The sequence below is a fragment of the Acidithiobacillus sp. TH-A36 genome (genome assembly GCF_057473445.1).
Genome location: NZ_JBYCKP010000554.1, coordinates 1 through 2,066 on the forward strand (window position 1 = coordinate 1; position 2,066 = coordinate 2,066).

Here is a 2,066-nt window from a genome sequence, read left to right on the forward strand (position 1 = left end):
CGTACAGGCCAGCGTTTGGCCGGGCCATATTCTGCCCCGGGTGCGAGTGCCACCAGTCCTGCACCGGGATTTTGGATATTCAGACGTTGCAGCGTGATGGCAAGCGCACCGTGATCCACCATCAGACGCGGTGCGGGTAAATGCTTGGGTTGCGGCAAACGTCGTGGCAACCCCAGGGCCACAAAACGATCTACCGTACGTGGCAGGCGTTTTTTATCCAGGTGGTGGCGGTCATTGAGCAGCATTTTTCGGGCATTGCCGCCAAAGCCACTGCGGTTGGGAATCTGGGCCCAGTAAGGAACCAGTGCCGATTTCAGGCTGTTGGGCAAACAGATAGACCAGTCGTAATCTTCTTTCTGGAGGGTTTCGGCGATACGGCGGCGTTCTTTCCAGCCCAGTTTGCCGTGGGGAATATCCAGAGGAATGCCGCGACGCACTTCTGCCATGCGCGAAGCAACCGGCAGGCTGGCCGGCGGGGCTAGGACATCAATCTGCAGTTTGGGCCAGCGCCGGCGCATGATCTGCAATAATACTTGCGCCATGACCATGTCGCCTACCCAGGCAGGACCCACCAGCAGAAGGCGGGCCGGATCATAAGCCCGGGCCAGGCGGGTATTATGGGCGGCAAACGCATCTTCTTCGGCGTAAGGCGGTTCGATGGTTTCCGGTAAAGCCTCTGACATGTTCATTTGCCCAGAAGCATGATCAGCGCTTCCGCCGTAATCAGGATGATGATGATCCATTCCAGAACTGTCTCACGATTATGGCGACTGGCAACAATCATGATTTCCAGTCCTTCATGAATGGCATCGAGTTTTTCATCCAGCGCCCGGAAACGGCTGGTGAGTTCCAGATCGGCGGAAAGCTCCCGGGAGAGTATTTCCAGCCCTGGCGTTTCCCAGACAATGTCCGGATTATCCAGCACCGCAAGACGCGACAGGATTTCGGTGCGGGTCGCCGAGGTGGAGGCCAGAAAACGCAGATGACTGCCCCGGCGTCCCGGAAGACGACCGGTACGGGTGACCTCGGAGAGTAAATTCAAGGTGGTTTCCAGGAGGGTTTCGACGGCTTCTTCGTGGAGTTCGAGGGCGAGGCTTTGGGCCAGGCGCAGGGCCACCAGGAGGATGCGCTCTTCATCCAGATGCTTGAGGGTTACGCCATCCCGGCCGACGGCATCCCGCTCACCGGTTTTAATGAATAACTCTTCGACTTTCGGATTGCTGATGGCGGTAAACTGGGCCTGGACGCTGGCCACAATGCGCGCCTGCAGGGCGGGTCCTGCCCCAAAAAAACAAAGCACCCCGGAACGAAACATGGCTACCCAGGCATCCCCGTCGCGGAGCAGACGGTGGGCGGGATTGTTATCTATCAGATCCATGTCGAAGGTTTCGTCCCAGTTTTTCAGGGCAATATGGCGTACGGGTTGAATGGCGTGAAGAATGCTACTCATGCATTTATCCTTCGGGGAGTAATTTGCCAGGATTCAAAATGCCCTCTGGATCAAACAGTTTTTTGATGGCACGCTGAATGCTGAGATTTTCGGGGCTGAGTTCCAGGGGCAAAAATTCCCGTTTGGTGGAGCCGATGCCGTGCTCGCCGGAAAGCGTGCCGCCCAGACGGAGGACCGTCTGAAAGAGTTTTTGCAGACCCTGACGGGCATGGCGCATTTCCTCATGGTTTTCGGGGTGCACCAGAAAATTGACATGAAGATTGCCGTTACCGGCATGGCCAAAGCTGACAATGTGCAGGGACTGTTCCCGGGCAATGGCTTCAATGGCTTCCAGTAAATCGCGCAGACGACTGATCGGGACGACCACATCTTCGTTGATTTTCAGTGGGGCCATGGCTTTGGTGGCTGGAGACAGGGATTTGCGCGCCGCCCAGAGTGCTGCCGTGGCCTGGGCATCTGTGGCCTCCAGGATTTCCAGATTACCGTCTCCAGCAAGGGCCTGGCGCACGGCTTCCAACTGGGCGGGGATGGTTTCGCTTTCGCCGTCGACTTCGACCATCAACAGCGCCTGACTGGCAGCGGGCAGGTCTGTTGCGGCGCCCATACTGCGTACGGC

3 protein-coding genes are annotated in these 2,066 nt (G+C 57.6%); all 3 read right to left on the reverse strand.

What is annotated here, in order from left to right:
• Positions 1–683, reverse strand: a 683-nt coding sequence (gene waaF, locus AC2VLY_RS14090; RefSeq protein ID WP_486922495.1) for a lipopolysaccharide heptosyltransferase II, incomplete at its 3' end; no start/stop codon positions are given.
• 2 nt (positions 684–685) lie between these two features.
• Positions 686–1,450 carry an RMD1 family protein gene (locus tag AC2VLY_RS14095; RefSeq protein WP_486893489.1) on the reverse strand — a complete coding sequence of 255 codons (765 nt, stop codon included), beginning with the start codon at positions 1,448–1,450 and terminating at the stop codon, positions 686–688.
• A 4-nt stretch (positions 1,451–1,454) separates the two neighbouring features.
• Positions 1,455–2,066 (reverse strand): FAD-binding oxidoreductase (locus tag AC2VLY_RS14100; RefSeq protein ID WP_486893491.1); only part of this gene is annotated, 612 nt, incomplete at its 5' end.